Origin of the sequence: Prochlorococcus marinus CUG1416 (genome assembly GCF_017695965.1) — a bacterium.
In the GTDB taxonomy this organism is placed as follows: domain Bacteria; phylum Cyanobacteriota; class Cyanobacteriia; order PCC-6307; family Cyanobiaceae; genus Prochlorococcus_A.
The window spans coordinates 150,493-164,148 of sequence record NZ_JAAORM010000005.1; the positions used below are offsets into that span (position 1 = coordinate 150,493).

Consider the following 13,656-nt stretch of genomic DNA (forward strand, 5'->3'; position numbering starts at 1 on the left):
TTAAATAAAAAATTTGAAGAGTTTTTTTAGATAAATTAAAATTTTTACTAATTTTTTCCTTTTTATTAATTAGCTATATCCTCTCCAGAGTTAAAAAAAATCATGATAAGGATTCTAGTTCAAAGAGTTTTTGAGAAGTAAATAATCAATAAATAAAAGCTATTAGGAAATTAGAACTATTTTTAAATGAAAAGAAAGAATTTTTAATTATCGAACAAAAATTTATTTATAAAAAATAGGAATTAATTTTGCCTAATGCTCTTCTTGATTTCTATTATAGTAAGTTAATTATTTTAATAAGTACCTTTTTGGGAAAAGATATACCATCGCCAGAATATATACATTTTCTTGAGGAAGGAATTACTGATGCAGGTATTTCAAAAAAAGCGATTCTTCCTAGCTTGCCACTCCCTGTAGGTTTTATTTCATGAGGTTGACTACCTTCAAAGAAAATAATATCTGTAGGATCAACATAATCTGATAAACAAATACTATTATTTGATTTATCCGTTAAATATAAACCTCCATTATTATAATCCTTCCCCTTATGTGTTAATTCAACTTTAAAGTGAATCATAGGTTTTATATTCCATGAAGGCTTGAAGTCTATATGCTTATTCAAAAATCCTCCCCCTAAAGGATAAAGACTTAATGAAGTATATGTAAAAAAATTATTCTCTTCAATAAAATCGCCATATTCCAAATCGTTTCCATAGATTACATTTCTAATTCTAGATAAAGAATGTGAAGTCTCGAGAACTTTTATTAGCTCAATATTAGGTTTATTCCATCTAAAACCGCAATATCTAAATAAATGCCAAGCTGTATTCTTTTCATATCCTAATAAATCTGCCATTCCAGCTGAAACATTCCCACGAAGGGCAGTAGGTAAATCATTCTTTTTACAACTATATTTATTAAAATATTCAATAGCTTCCTTGCGACAAGAATGATACCATTCATTACTGATAAGTTTTTTTGCAATAAAATAACCGTTTTTATCAATTTCTATTCTTGCCTTAGAAATAAAATTTTCAAGATCTATTTCTTTATTTAGTATATCTATTGGAATTTTACTTCTTAATTTTTCAAACACTTTATTAGAAAATTTATCTAATTAAACCAACTCTAACAAAAAATTTAATTTTATAAAATCAAAAACAATTAAACATATAAAATGTATTCTTAAAATAAGAATACTTTTTTAGTTTTAATATTAGATCGAACATTATAATTTTTTATGAGGTTAAATAATTTTATTTAAAGTAAATATTCAAATTATGCCTTAAATTACATAAAGAGTAAATTAAAAACATGAATATAAAAAAAGAATTTTCTTTAATAATTGGATGTTTATATAAAGAAATTGCTGAAATTAAATTTTTAATTGAAAAACTAGATGAAAATAATAAATTTTTAAGTGAAATAATATGCGTTATTTCTGATATTAATCAATTAGAACAAAAAAGAGTTTTATCTTTGCTGAAAAATATTACAAAAATCAAATTAGAACTAGTTTTCTTTAGAAGGGTTGTTCTACCTGGGGAAGCAAGGAATATTGGAATTGATAAAAGTAGCTTTAATTATCTTTGTTTTTTGGATTCTCATACCTTACCTGAAAAAAATTGGTTATCAATTTCAATTAAAATAATGGAAGAAAAAAACTTAAGGGGAATATTGGGGAGAACAAGATATATAGGTTTAAATGAATTTGAAAAATGCTTTATAGCTGCAACTTTTGGAAATATACCCCGCCATACATTACCTGGGACTTTGATAGAAAAAAAATTAATAAATCAAATAGGCTTCTTTATTCCAAATAAAAGAAGCGGTGAAGATTCAGAATGGATTCACAGATGTTTAGCATTCGAAAAAAACATAAAACAAATCAATGTTATGCCTTTAAATTATATTGGTTTAAAAGACTTAAATTTTATAGATTTATGCACAAAATGGTACAAAAATTATTCAAGCGCATGTTTAAATAATAGTCTAATTTTTCAAAGATTCTATTATTTATCTTTTTCGACAATTTCTATAATATTGATCGCATTAAGTTGGAATGACAAAGTTGCTAAATGGGATGAGAATAGTCTTTTTTATTTACCTCATATTTCAAAAATAACTTTCCTATTTATATTAATAATTTACATATTATTTAGGCTAATCATTCTACCATCAAAGAAAAATATAAATTTCTTTAAATTAAATTTTTTTCAATTTATTAGATTTTCTTTAATTTCAATAATATTAGATATTATAAAATTTATAGCTCTAATAACTTATAGGAGCTGACAAATTATGGAGCTAGAAATAAAGAATTTAAATCAAAAAAACTTCTTAAGTCTATTTCTAAATATTATTTATTCTTCTTTAAATTTTTTCTTAATTTTTATTTTAGCCAGATTTCTTGGTGCTGCGGAATTTGGAAAATATATATTTTCCTTATCTCTAGTGAAATTTATAGGATTACCAATCTTAATAGGTTACCCCTATTTTCTTTTAAAAAAATCATCATTCTTAAGTAAGAATAGGTCAGTAGAGGTTAATAAATTGATCAATAGAAACTTATATATTATTTTATTTTATTTACTTTTTTCTTTAGTATCTTTTCTTTTTCTGAAATTGATAATACCAAATTTTTTAGGAAATTATTTCAACATAATTATCCTTGGAATAATATTCATAACACCTTTTTTATCAATTATTAACTCAATTTCATCAATAATAAGATCATCTGGAGGCGAGCTGAAAGGATTAATAATGGAGAATTTGCTCCAAAATCTTATATTTATTTTATTAATTTTCTTTTTAAAAATTTTTATAAATTTAGAAAATTACTCATCTTATATATTCTTATTTGCGTTATCAGCTTTTATAACCCTTACTTACTCTTTTTATCAAATAAGAAAAATATTCAAATTTAAAATTTTTAAAATTAATTTGATGAAAAACATGCTTAGGAATCTAAAGGAATCAACATCATTTATTCTATTTCAAATTTTTGTCTTGGTAGATAAATTATTGCCAATTATCATTTTAGGATTTTGCCAAGCACCTGAAATTGTAGCAAACTTTAAAATTGCTGTTCAAATCTCAGCTATTTCAGGCTTAGCTTTAGATTCTATAAACAAAATAGTACAGCCCAGATTTGCAAAGGGATTTAGTAATAAAGAAATTAATAAAATCGAAAATATTGCTTTAACAAGTAATAAATTTGCTTTTATTTATGCTATAGCAACAAGCTTAATAATCTTTATTTTTTACGAAAAATTTATTGGCTTATTTTTTGGAAGTTTTTTTATTTTACCGAAAACAACTGTTTTCTTAATTTTACTAACGCCATTAGTTAACTCTTTTTTTGGTTCAGTAGGTTCAATAATAAACATGAGTGGTAATGAAAAAGTTTCTATTTTTTATTGTGGGATAACTTTGCTAATTGGAACCATATTTGGCTTAGTATTAATTCCAATAATTGGAATAAATGGAGCAGCAATTTCAACTTTAATATCTTCTTTATTAAGAGGCTTTATCCTTTGGAATAAATCAAAAAATTTGTTAAATATTAATTCTTCTTTTATTCTAAGTAAGGTGCATAAACTAATAATTCCTTTGAAATAGAAATACTATTATGAGAAAAATTTACCTCACAGGTCATCATACTTTTAAGAATAGAGGTTGCGAAGCTATTGTAAGGTCTACTATTCGATTATTAAAAAAACACGATAGCTCACTAAAATTTATCGTACCTAGTAAAAATATTAAATGGGATATAGAACAGTGGCCAGCAGCAAAAGAATATGGTGTTGAATTTATAAAATATAAAATTCCTAATTATCTAAAATTGGTTTGGAGGATACAGAGACTAGGGAATTTAAGTAAATATGAAATTAAATATCATTATCCTAAATATCTACTAAATATTTGTGAAAACGTAGATGCTTTTCTCTCTATTGGAGGTGATAATTATTCTCTTGATTACAACATCCCTAATTATGTAATCTATCAAGATCAACTTGCTCATAAATTAAATAAGCCCCTTATTTTATGGGGAGCATCTGTTGGACCTTTTGAAAGAAAGTATTTTTTAATTCCTAAAATAAAAAAACATTTATCAAAAATGAAAATGATTTATGTACGTGAGGAAATTTCATATAAATATCTTAAAGAAAAAATTGGATTAAATAATATAAAATTATCATTTGATCCGGCTTTCACTTTATTACATGAAAAGTCATCAGAGGTTGATTTGCTATTAAGAGAAATAAATAAGAAAAATATTATTGGAATAAATGTTAATCCACTAATTGAAAAATTCTCTAACAGAAAAATTAACCTAATAAGCATAATCAAATCATTTATTAAAGAACTAAAAATTAAATATGATATGGAAGTTGTTTTAGTTCCCCACCTTTGCCGCAAGAATGACCCTTATGAAGATTACCAATTTTTATTAAGAATTCAGAAAGAATGTTTAAAAGAAAATATTTCTGTTTACTTAGTATCTAATAGACTTAACGCAGTTGAAATTAAGTACTTAATATCTAACTTTAAAATTTTTATAGGAGCTAGGACACATTCAACTATTGCAGCTTTATCTTTAAATATTCCATCAATAATTCTTTCTTATAGCATAAAGTCCTTGGGAATAAACAAATTCTTTTTTGAGAATAATTATCTTGTTCTCGATTGTAATCAAATAAATAAAGATAATTTGCTAATTAGAGTTGACAATATTCTAGAAAATGAGAAATATTACAAAGATATTTTAAATAGAAAAAACAAATTGATCAGAGATGAGATGAAAATTTCCACACTTTCCCTTTATGATGATTTTTTTAATTAAAGGATATCTTTAACAAAATTTATAATTAAAATACTTAGCCTCTTATTTTATTAAATATTTAAAAGCTTTATTTTTTTGGGATTTTTTATTAAATATTTTTGAAAACTTTTAATTATTTTTGATAATCAATTTTTTAATTGATATTAATTTATAAATTTGTAATTCATTCGATTTAAATGTTTAATATTAATAGGTAAAATATTAAAAAAAATAAAAAGTAATTTGTCTTTTAATATCTCTAAAAAAAAACATAGAGTTATTTTAGTTCATGATTTTATTGAGTCAAAAAGAAGAGGACTTAATAAGAATCAAGATGAGAAATATTTGTTATCATTTTCAAAGTTTAAATCCTGTATTGAAGCTTCAATTAAAAATGGAATAAATTTTGAAAAGCTTTTTACAAATCATGAGAACAAGAACTTTGTTCAAATAACAAGTGATGATGGCGGTGGTTCCGCATTATTATTAGCTAATTTCTTAAAGGATCAAGGGATTAAGGGGATTTTCTTTATTATTACATCTAAGATTGGTTCAAAAAATTTTCTGAATTATGAGGAAATCAAGTATATTCATTCAATGGGACATCAGATAGGTTCACATAGTCATACTCATCCAAATCCATTTTGCAAATTAAATAAAGACGAAATAGCATACGAAATATATAAAAGTAGATCAATACTTGAAGAATTATTGAATGATAAGATAACTACTTTTTCTGTTCCAGGAGGAGAATGCACAAAAAGTACATTACTTACCCTTAGCGGGGAGGAATTTGATTTAAAGGAAATATATACATCTACACCATTTCAAGGGGAGTATTTTAGGAATTTAAATTCTGTTTTTTATGGCCGCTTGTGTATATTCAAATCTATGGGTAAAAAACAAATTATAAGAATAATTAATGGAGAAGGTTGGACTTTAAAAAGAATAAGATATCAATCAGGTAGATTCAAAAGAGAAAGAGAAGCTGATTTTAGAAAACTTAATTCAAGAATATTAATAAAATAAAAATATCAAATTTATGAATTCAAAATATATTTTGTTAATAAGTAATGAGTTATCTACTTTCTATACTGCTTACCTTTTAGTTAAATCAGATACACCTCCATCAGGGATAATAATTGGAAACTATAAAGGGTTAAAAAATAGAATAAAATTTGAAAAGTCGCTTATTAGTAAATATGGAGTTTTCAAAAGGTTTTCTCAAATATTTGCCAGTATCTTACATAAGTTAATAGATGGGAGAAAAGATAAAAATATGCTAAAAGAACTATATGAAGAATTTACTCAGGAGGATCTTTTCGAGATAGCCGAAAAGTTATCTTTACCTATAGTTAATTTAAAGTCATATGATTATGGGAATCAAAAAGTGGTCAAATTTATATCATCTATAAATCCTTATTTTTTAGTTTGTCATACTCCATTTTGGATACCTAAAAAAATTAGAGATCTAATTTATTCTAAAATTATAATAGGTTCTCATCCAGGAATTATACCTTGGTTTAGAGGTTCTAATTCTACCTTTTGGGCGAGATATAAAAATAAAGATGATTATAATGGCTATAGTATTTTTTGTATAAATTCAGGAGTTGACTCAGGACCAATAATCAAAAGAGAATATATCAAATATGATGTAAACATTTCTTATAGAGCTAATGATTATTTGCTATTAAATATGATTTCAAAAGAAATTGTGAAGGTTGTTGATGACTGTATTAAAGGAAAATTACCAAATCTTAAAAAACAAAAACCTATCCTATCGAATCAAATTTATAAAAATCCTGGAATTATTGAATATATAATTTTTAGATATAAAGAATTTAAAAAAATAAGGGATAAAAAATAAATTTTAAATTATTGTTATTAATTTTAAATTGTATCAAGTATTATTTTTAGGAATAAATAGAAAATTATAAGAGTCTAAGGGAATTTTATTTTTATGAGTATTAAAAATCAATGATTTATCAATTTTCTTATTTGGATTATTTACAAAATAAGCATCATAGCCAAGCGACCATAAGAGCTCAAATGTTTTTAAAAATTTCTCATTCCAATATGAACCTTTTGGTTGATGTTGATTAGTAGTTATTTCTATAACAAGATTGGGTTTGGGATTTTCTGCCAAGAATTGTTTAGCACCAAGTAATGCTTCAAATTCATAACCTTCAATATCCATCCAAAGCAATGTTTTTTTATTCCTAATTGAACTAGTTATCTGATCAATTGATAATAGAGGAAGATAGGAATAATTTTCAACAGTTGCATTAGCCCATCCTTTAACAAACGAAGCTGCAGTTCCATTACCATAGAGTTTCTCAATTCCATTTTTTTTGGCTGCTCCAACAGGATAAAGAGAAAACTTTTCAGAAAAACCATTAATTTCAATATTTTGGATAAGTAATTTACAATTAAAAGGATTAGGCTCTACGGCAATTGTTTCTATATTTTGACTCAATGCATGCAAACAATAGTAGCCAATATTTGCTCCAATATTGACAAAGCACTCATAATCTTTAATTATCTTTCTAAAAAATTTTGTATCAATTTCTTCAAACGTTCCCTTGCTCATTAAATCATTAGGCGAGAACATTGAAAATCCCCATATGCTTTTTTTTAATTTCAAATTAGAACTTCTTTTGATTTCAATTAATTCATATATAAACCTAAGCATTTTCGGAGAACTTCTAATTAATATATTTTTTAATATTTGTTTCATTTATTTAACTATAAAATTTTTCAAAATAATAATATAAATCTATAATACAACTATCTAATTCATTATTACTTAAAAATAGTATCTCAAAAGAATAATTAATTAATATAAATTATAAATTTCAATTATTTTCAAATTTTATAATTAGTTCATATTAACTCTAATTTAATTTTCTCAATTAGTTTCTTATTCTGAAAAATTAATTTGATCAAAACTTTTGAATTAAATTTGTCCTCAAGAAACCAATTTATCTTAGATTTAGTGGTAACTCTTAATAGAATCAAGGATAATGAATATTCAACTATATGCAAAATAAAAGCAATTTCTTTTTTAGAAAAATTATTTAAATTTGATTTTACATATCCATAAATATCATTCGAGTTATCGTCTCCCTTATATTCAAGACTTATATTTTTAATTATTTTTTCAAACAAGGCCTTTGCCTTATCAACAAGAAAATCATTTGTTTCTGATAAATAAGGATCAATAGGATTACTTCTAAGTAAATCACCAATCTCTAAGAATGTTTCCTTAGTCAATCTTCTAGAGAACCTAACTACAGATGCGCAGGCAACTTTTTTGGTCGTATTGATAATCCCTTTATGAAAAAAAGTATCGTTCCAAATTATCCATTCGCCTGCTTTATGTTTGTTTCTCAAATTAATATTTTTACTTTTTCTAAAGATTTTATGAGCAATTTTTAAACCTAAATATTGTGCAACAAAATTAAAATAGTTTCCTTTAGTAATAATTCCAGGATATTCATAATCTGTTAATGGCAACCAAATAACTCTTGTGCCATATAGATCTACACTCATATAATCATTATGTAATCCACCTTCTTCAGAATAATCATTGGGGAAGTGAATTATTGGATATAACGGAGAAATATATTTATATTTTTCAAGATCAAATGGCGTGGATTTGATTCTTGCAGCTTGAATAACTAATTTTTTTAGTAAGATTTGCGATTCAAATTTATATCTAAATTCTATCCTTAATAAGGTTTTTTTTATTTCTATATCAAAAGGGCTACTACTATTTTCACTCATAAAAATATCAAAATTTAGAGGACAAATTTTGTTGATTTCTTTCGAAAGATTTAATCTTGGAATAAAAAAATTCTGAATCCTCACATAACTAAAGAGTTTATTTACAAACTTTTCACTCTTTTTTAATAACCAATTAGCAGAATTAGAATTATAATTATTCTCATATTTATGAATTCTGTTTAGAAAATAACTTGACATAACAATATGATGACAAAATAATTTAAATCTTCTTTAAGTAACACCATAATATCAAAGATTGAATATGCCACCTTTGCGTAATACTTAAGTTATTTTTACTTAGGAGACTTTTAACAAAACTCCTATCAAAAACTGACCAAAGATTTGATGATAGATCTAAATTATCTATATCGAATTCTCTATTTTCTAAGAAACTTTTTACTGTACTAATAGGAACGCCAAATCCTTTCTTTTTTATATTTTGAACATGAGGTAATTTATCTGAAAGCATTTTTCTTAAACATATTTTACCTTTTTTTCTTGAAATTTTATCCTCACTTCTCAAACTCAAACCATAAGTAATTAAATCTTGGTCAAGTAATGGTTCCCTTAGTTCAATTCCATGTTGCATAGATGCCCTATTTATCTTAAAAAGTATATTGTCCTTTAGATAAAAAGACATATCAATAAATTGGAGCTGTGACAAATTTGATAGCGAATTAAATTTTTCAAAAGATTTGTAAAAACAGCCAAAATCAAATTGCTCTTGTTTATTTAATAAAATCTTATCAATGATTTTGTTTGGCCAAACTTGATGTTGATGAATAAAGATAGATTTATCTAAATCCTTATTTTCAAGAAATATATCTGCGATTTTTGAAAATCTATTTATGTCAATCTTATTTGAAATCCTAAAAAATTCATCTGGAAGAAAGTTTAACTTGGAAAAATATTTGTAAAATTTAAAATTTTCTAAATACTTTGTATATCCGCCAAAGCCTTCATCTCCTCCGTCAGCAGAAATTGCCACTTTAAATTGATTTGAAATAGTGCTGCACAATAATGTTGTTGGAATAATAGAAGTATCAATAAAAGGTTGATCTAGATTTTTCATTATTTCTAAAATCTTATCCTGCATAGCAACCTCACTGAATTTTATTATTTCGTGCCTTAAATTTAATATTCTGCAAGTTTCTGATGCAATTTTAGATTCATCAAATTTTGGAGTGTTATCAAATGCAATAGTAAAACATGGTAACTTAATACCTAATTTTTCAGAATATATCCACGCTAGAAGATTGGAATCAATTCCTCCACTTAGTAGTAATGAAATTGGTACATCTGCAAGAAGTCTTTTTTTACATGCATTTTCTAAGATATTTAAGAAATAATTCTCGGAAAAATTTACATTATTGTTTTTAATAACTTTAGGAATAATTGATTTTTCGATATCAAATCTTATAATCTTTTTTTTATGATTTAAAGAATAATCTTTATTCAAATATAACTTTTTATAGGTTCCTGGTAATAATTGATTTATTCCAAGAAAAGGAGACTTTATATGGGGGAAAAATCCAAACCTTAAATAAGATCCTAGACTTTCTGGATTCAAACTATTACTAATTGCAGGATTTAAAGTTATGGCCTCACTTGTAGAAGAAAAAATTGGATATTTATTATTTTCATAAGCATAATAAAGAGGCTTCACACCAAAACAATCTCTCCCACATGAAACATAAAATTTAGAAGAACAAAAATAGACAAAGGAAAAGAAACCTTTAAATTTATGTATATATTTTTCAATCAAATCATTATCTAATAAAAAACTTAAAAATTTTGTATCTGAATTAATATTTTTTTCTAATAAATCATTTGGTATTAATTTCAAGATTTCCTTCCAATTAAAAATTTCCCCATTGAAAACTAAAATATTATTACCACCTGATACGAAAGGCTGATTTGATTCATAAGTTAGATCTTGAATAGCAAGCCTAGAATGATATGCAGTACATCCTTGATTCCTTATAATGTTTTGAAAATCAGGCCCTCCATTTTTAAAAAAAGAGTCTAGTTTTAACTTTAAAAATTCTTTCCTAATATTTGCAACACTTGATTCCTTACCTATTGATATCCAGAAACGACACATGGTAAGTTTTAAAATTGAACATAAAGGTATTATATTTAATAAAAAGAAAAAATTCTTTTTTAGAAATAATTTAATTCAATTTTGAAAACTATAAATTTAAAAATCAAATTACTAATATGATTCCTTTCAGTTCGATATCATAAAAATTCAAAATCTTATTAAGATTTATAGCATCTTTTATTTGTAAATTATCTAAAGATGTGATCAAAAAAAGTAACTTATTTTTATCCTTATTACTAATTTTATTAATTTCCGAAAATTCAATCTTAAGATTAATCTTAAGATCAGTTAAAAAACTCTCAATAAAATTTAAATCTTTATTTCTCATAATATTTAAATTTATTAGATTTATATCTTTAGTTTGAGAAGATTTTATTTTTTCTTGCAAAAGTATTGATTCAAAATTACTTTTTGACTTAATACTTATAATTTCAGTTCCCATTATTTCTTCCAAAACTTTCTTTTCATAAATAAATCCAGATTTTTTTTCCTTATAAGAGGAAAAAAAGGATCCTCCAATAATTCCAAATATTAATCCAAAAGTGGCATATTTTCTTCTGCTTGGTGCAACTGGATCCAAGAGTAAAGATGGTTCGGTAATTAACTGCCAAGGATCCTGCATTCTTGACATATCTAACTCAACCAATATTAACTGATTCTCAAGATTAATAAGTGTATTTTCATCTCTAAGAGCCTCTCTAATTAACTCCTTATATTTTAATAAAACCCCTTTAGGCCTTTTAGCAGCCTCTAATTGAACCTCTGCATCAATTTTTTCTGCTTTAAGAAATCCAATTGTTCGCTCTACTAAAAATTTATTCATAAATTCTTTGCGCTCTTTTAAATTTTTTAAATAAGGATCTTCATCAGTGAAAAGTACCTGTTTTTCCACAATTTGTTCTTCGATTTCCCATAACTTATCTTGGATTCCCTCATCATCAAGGGGTTTTAATGTTGAGCTTATATATTTAATTTGATCAACATCTTCTCCCATCTCTTCAATTTTCTTTAGTTGTAAATCAATTTTCCTTATTTTATTCTTCAATTGAACACGTATATTTTCAATTTCAATATTTGATATTGGAAGATTCTTATTAGATAGTTTGGAACCTTCAAAATTATTTTTATTTAAATTTTCTTCAATATAAAGCATAAGATCTTGATCAATTGCAAATTCCTGGGCTGATTTTAAAGAGTTAGAACTTTTTTCTTTATAAAGTAGAATTTGTTTTTTAAGAAAATCTCTTGAAAATTCTAATTTGCGTTTTTTACTTCTCCCCGCATATGCCTGATAAGTCTCAGACATTTTCGTGAGAAATGGAATAATTAAGTCTTTATCTTTATCTCTATAAGATATATCTAAAATAGAAGTACCCTTTTTCAATTCGATTTTTAAATTATTTTTTTTCCAATCAGCAAAATCTAAATAACCTTTTTTTGATTTAATTTGTTTTTGAGAATTAATAAAATCAAATATTGGCAAAAGCACAGAAGGACTTTCCAGAATTCCTACTTCAGTTTTTAAGTCTTTTGAAGCTCTATTTAATCCACTAATTTTTTCTAAAGCTGAATTAATTCCTAACTCTAAATTAGCACTTTTATCATTATTAAGTACAATTTGAAACTCTCCTTGCCAAACTCTTTTTTTTGTTAGGGAAAATAATGAAGCAAATATAAATAATAAAATTCCTGCTAATCCTATAACTTTTTTATTTCTAAAAAAGAAATTAAATAAATAACTTATATTGATTTGATCTTTATCAAGATCTAAATTTTCATTATTATCTATTTCCTTGTTCACTTTCATCAATCTGTTAAAGCATTTATTAATCCATAAGTTGAAAAAACACCAACAAATGGAGAGGTAATTTCTTTAGTTACTTCATTAATGTTTGAAATAAGGCTATTCCCAACAACGATAAAATCGCCATCTTTTAATTCTGGATTTTTAAAGGTACCTCTTTTATGGGATTTTCTTAAATTAAAAACTCTTTTATCAATTGTCCCATCGTTTCTAAATCTTAGAAAAGTAATAGGTCCTTTTAATATCTTTGTACCACCTGCCATATCAATTGCATCATGAAGTGTACTGGATGTAGGTATTTTAGTCGAACCTGGGTTATTAACCCTTCCAGCTACAAATATATTTACGAATTTAGGACTTAAATTAGACAAAATAGCTTTTCTTACAAGCTCAGAATTTTTAGATTTATCCTTACTTACCTTAATAATATCTGAATTATAAATTCTAATATTTTGAGAGTTATCTCCTTCAATTATTACTTTATCAAAATTTAAATTAGCTACAATTTTGCCTCCTCCATCAGAAAGATTATTTTGTCTAATAACTTGGACATTAGATAAATCAGAAAATGCAGTTATTCCTCCAGCAGATCTAATAGCATCAAAAACTGTCGGAAAAAAATAAGATTTAGCATTATTCTGAAACTGACTCGAAATATCTTTATCTGAAAATTCTTCTAATGAATAAGATCCTTTTAAAGATTGAACGCCAGGATTTACAACTTCACCCTCAACAAAAACTCTAATAGGTCTATAACTTTTAATAGTGATCTCCACTGATGGATTTTTCAAAAATTTTTTATACGCATTATTTACTATTTGGTTCAATTCAGTTAAAGTTAAATCTTTTACAAAAACTCTTTTTAGCCTAGGTAGATAAATAGTACCTTCTCCATCAACTTGAACTATGCTGTTTAGATCTGTATATTCTCTTGATATTAGAATATTCAACGTGTCACCTGGACCAACGATATAATCGTTAGCTGGAAGTTGTTTTAGATAATCAGAAGTTATTGAATTATATGTTTTTTCTTTTTCAAGATTTATAGAGGATAATAAAGGTAAATTGCTTCCTAAAAAACACAATCCGAAGGAAAGAAATAGGAAAAATTTAATTCTCAAATTGAAATGTGAGTAC

The 13,656-nt window shown here is 25.0% G+C and carries 11 protein-coding genes; 5 read left to right on the forward strand and 6 right to left on the reverse strand.

Translation table 11 applies throughout. The features are described from left to right. Window positions 1–274 precede the first annotated feature (274 nt). Window positions 275–1,096, reverse strand: coding sequence for a hypothetical protein (locus HA146_RS07020; protein ID WP_209108853.1), 822 nt, complete (start codon window positions 1,094–1,096; stop codon window positions 275–277). A 218-nt stretch (window positions 1,097–1,314) separates the two neighbouring features. Between HA146_RS07020 and HA146_RS07025 the strand changes: the two genes are divergently transcribed. The 5 genes from HA146_RS07025 (at window position 1,315) to HA146_RS07045 (ending at window position 6,692) form a co-directional block, all read left to right on the forward strand. After that, window positions 1,315–2,295: a glycosyltransferase gene (locus HA146_RS07025; protein WP_209108854.1), complete on the forward strand. Its 981-nt coding sequence runs from the start codon at window positions 1,315–1,317 to the stop codon at window positions 2,293–2,295. A gap of 6 nt (window positions 2,296–2,301) precedes the next feature. Next, window positions 2,302–3,621: an oligosaccharide flippase family protein gene (locus HA146_RS07030; protein ID WP_209108855.1), complete on the forward strand. Its 1,320-nt coding sequence runs from the start codon at window positions 2,302–2,304 to the stop codon at window positions 3,619–3,621. A gap of 10 nt (window positions 3,622–3,631) precedes the next feature. Continuing rightward, window positions 3,632–4,846 (forward strand): polysaccharide pyruvyl transferase family protein, encoded by a 1,215-nt coding sequence (locus tag HA146_RS07035; RefSeq protein WP_209108856.1) that lies wholly within the window; start codon window positions 3,632–3,634, stop codon window positions 4,844–4,846. A gap of 222 nt (window positions 4,847–5,068) precedes the next feature. Beyond that, window positions 5,069–5,854 carry a polysaccharide deacetylase family protein gene (locus tag HA146_RS07040; protein ID WP_209108857.1) on the forward strand — a complete coding sequence of 262 codons (786 nt, stop codon included), beginning with the start codon at window positions 5,069–5,071 and terminating at the stop codon, window positions 5,852–5,854. A 13-nt stretch (window positions 5,855–5,867) separates the two neighbouring features. Then, complete coding sequence (locus HA146_RS07045; RefSeq protein WP_209108858.1) at window positions 5,868–6,692, forward strand: formyltransferase family protein; 825 nt, start codon at window positions 5,868–5,870, stop codon at window positions 6,690–6,692. Window positions 6,693–6,725: 33 nt separating this feature from the next. On the opposite strand, the gene HA146_RS07050 is transcribed toward HA146_RS07045, so the two are convergent. The 5 genes from HA146_RS07050 to HA146_RS07070 all read right to left on the reverse strand — a co-directional run bounded on the left by HA146_RS07050 (window position 6,726) and on the right by HA146_RS07070 (window position 13,640). After that, window positions 6,726–7,562, reverse strand: coding sequence for an FkbM family methyltransferase (locus tag HA146_RS07050; RefSeq protein ID WP_209108859.1), 837 nt, complete (start codon window positions 7,560–7,562; stop codon window positions 6,726–6,728). Between the two features lie 146 nt (window positions 7,563–7,708). After that, a complete protein-coding gene (locus HA146_RS07055; protein ID WP_209108860.1) occupies window positions 7,709–8,809 on the reverse strand; it encodes a hypothetical protein in 1,101 nt (366 codons plus the stop codon). Window positions 8,810–8,831: 22 nt separating this feature from the next. After that, entirely contained in the window at window positions 8,832–10,715 is a 1,884-nt protein-coding gene (gene asnB / locus HA146_RS07060) for an asparagine synthase (glutamine-hydrolyzing) (RefSeq protein WP_209108861.1), read from the reverse strand. A 103-nt stretch (window positions 10,716–10,818) separates the two neighbouring features. Further along, on the reverse strand, window positions 10,819–12,522 hold the full coding sequence (locus HA146_RS07065; RefSeq protein WP_209108862.1) for a GumC family protein: 1,704 nt from the start codon (window positions 12,520–12,522) through the stop codon (window positions 10,819–10,821). Beyond that, window positions 12,522–13,640 (reverse strand): polysaccharide biosynthesis/export family protein, encoded by a 1,119-nt coding sequence (locus HA146_RS07070; RefSeq protein ID WP_209108863.1) that lies wholly within the window; start codon window positions 13,638–13,640, stop codon window positions 12,522–12,524. The genes HA146_RS07065 and HA146_RS07070 overlap by 1 nt, the downstream gene beginning before the upstream one ends. Between the last annotated feature and the right edge of the window lie 16 nt (window positions 13,641–13,656).